General features: G+C 65.3%; 2 protein-coding genes. Both read right to left on the minus strand.

Going from position 1 to position 2,245, the window contains the following annotated elements:
- A partial coding sequence (locus EN964_RS32305) for an iron chelate uptake ABC transporter family permease subunit (RefSeq protein ID WP_164776206.1) occupies positions 1 to 1,090 on the minus strand: 1,090 nt, incomplete at its 3' end.
- Entirely contained in the window at positions 1,083 to 2,006 is a 924-nt protein-coding gene (locus tag EN964_RS32310) for an ABC transporter substrate-binding protein (protein ID WP_236383385.1), read from the minus strand. The genes EN964_RS32310 and EN964_RS32305, both read right to left, overlap by 8 nt.
- Positions 2,007 to 2,245 lie beyond the last annotated feature (239 nt).

The raw sequence follows: 2,245 nt of genomic DNA on the forward strand, positions 1-2,245 counted from the left end.
CGGCCATCAAGGTCGGGGCTTCCGAGCCAAGAGCAAGGCGCGGCAGCAGCCAGAGAAGCAGCGGCGCGCCGAGAAGTGCTGTAATCGCTCCGGTCGGCAGCAGGTCGCCTTGCGGCCCGGTGGCGATCTGCACGGCCTGGTCGGCAGCCCACAACAGCGCCCCGCCGATCAGCGGCGCCATCACCAGTTGCTGGCCCAGCCGCCGGGCACCGCCGATGCGCGCGAGCGTCGCCGCGGCCAGGCCGACGAAACCGATGACGCCGACAGCGGCAACGACAAACGCGATCAGCGCGACGGCGGCCGCCAGTCCGGCGAAGCGATAGGCGCCGAGCGGCACGCCAAGACTGCGCGCGCCTTCATCGTCGAGGCCAAGCAAGGTCAGTGGCCGCACCATGAAGAAGATCGCAAGCGCAGCAGTGCCGATGCGCGGCAACAGCCACAGCGTCGTCGACCAGTCCTGCTGGCCGAGCGAACCGGCGCCCCAGATGAACAGGCTGGCCAGCCATTCATGCCGCAGCACAATGAGAGCGGCACCGATGGCGCCGGCATAAAGGCTGACCACAAGCCCCGCCAGCACCACCGAAAGCGGCGACAGGCCCTTGTGCCAGGACAGAGCGAAAACGGCGGCAAGGGCGACGAATGCGCCAGCCAGCGCCACCCATTCGCGCCCGAAGGCAAGCAGCGACGGTGACAGAAGCGTCGTCAGCGCCAGCGCCAGATAGGCACCGGCCGAGACGCCGACCGTTTCGGGCGAGGCAAGCGGGTTGCGCAGAACCTGCTGCAGGACGGTTCCGGCAAGCCCGAGCGCCGCACCGCACAGAAGGCTGACGGCAAGCCGAGGCAGGAAAGCATAGTGGACGAGCACCTGCCGCATGTCGGCGATGTCGGGGGCGGCGAGCGATTGGAGCCAGAGCGCCGATGGTAGCTGCACGGTGAGGTTTGAGACGGTTGCCGCTGACGCTGCCGCGAGCAGCACCGCGCAAAGCAGGATCGCGCCTACCGGCTGATTGCTGAAAAAGCTCCACGCGGAGGCCCGGCCGGCCGACGCATGCTTCCCCCCTTGGGCAATGGCCGCAGCATCCTCAGCCACGGGCGGCCTCCACAGTCATCGCAGACGCCAGGACCCGAGCAAAACGGGTGGCGGACGGAAGGGCGCCGAACATATGGACGGCGGGAAGACGCATGATCGAGCGGTTGCGCACGAAAGGCATGGCGTTCCAGACCGGACTTTCGGTCAGCGTGCCGCCCGCGCCCTCGGGCAAGGGTTCAAGATAGGCGAGGCGAGCGTCGCTGGATGTCGCCAGCCCGTCGATACCAATGGTCGAAAACCCCCAATAATTGGTCTCGGCCGTCCAGGCGTTGGCGAGCCCGATGCGATCGAACACCTCCTGAAACAGACTCTTCTTGCCGTAGACGCGCACATTGCGCGGGTCCATGAAGCTGACGACATAGATCGGCCGCGCCGAAAGCGGCGCCAGTTGCCGGCGAACTTCCGAAAAATACGCATCTGTCGCCGCGATCAGCGCCTCGCCTTCGCTTTCCTTGCCGACAAGCCCGGCAAGCTGGCGCGTCGCCTCGAGCGCGCGCTGATAGGGCTGCCCGGCCTCGGTATAGAGCCCGATCGTCGTCACCGGCGCCACGCGTTCGAGCAGCGGCTTGATGCCGTCGAGATACGGCATGGACAGGATGATGTCGGGCCTGAGTTGCTGCAGCAATTCGAGATTGGGTTCGAGCAGCGTTCCGACATCGGCGATCTCAGGCGGCAGCGGCGGTTCGACCACCCAGGTCTCCCAGATGTCGCGACCGGCAATGGCAACCGGGCTGACACCGAGCATGAGCAAGGTCTCGGCCAGGCCGTCATCCAGGCAGACGATGCGCAACGGTTTCGCCGTGGCAGATGGCGATGCAATTGCGGCAAAGGGCAGAACGAAAAGTCCCAGCGCGCCGCGCCGGGTGATCCGACCGCGGAGACGGTCGGCCCTGTGGGATTCAAGGGCTGCCATCATCGCGCAGCGCCTGTGCGGAAAGCCGGCTGGGCGTGGATTTCAGGCACGGGTTTTCTCCAAAACGACGCATTCAAAAATCTGGCTGCCGGCAGCCGATGGTCGGTTGACTATGAAACATGACTTCCATAGTCAACATTGAAGATGACTAACCGAGTCAACAAATTTAAATTGGCGCAAGGCGGACCGGTCCTGCGCGCATTGCGGGCAGTGAGGGTATCAAGATGGGGTTGAGTGCATAT

Origin of the sequence: Mesorhizobium sp. M7A.F.Ca.CA.001.10.2.1 (assembly GCF_003998575.1) — a bacterium.
In the GTDB taxonomy this organism is placed as follows: Bacteria; Pseudomonadota; Alphaproteobacteria; order Rhizobiales; family Rhizobiaceae; genus Mesorhizobium.

What these genes read in the sequence shown, in the direction of transcription:
- EN964_RS32310 (WP_236383385.1), bottom strand. Translation starts at nt 2,006, where the DNA reads ATGATGGCAGCCCTTGAATCCCACAGGGCCGACCGTCTCCGCGGTCGG.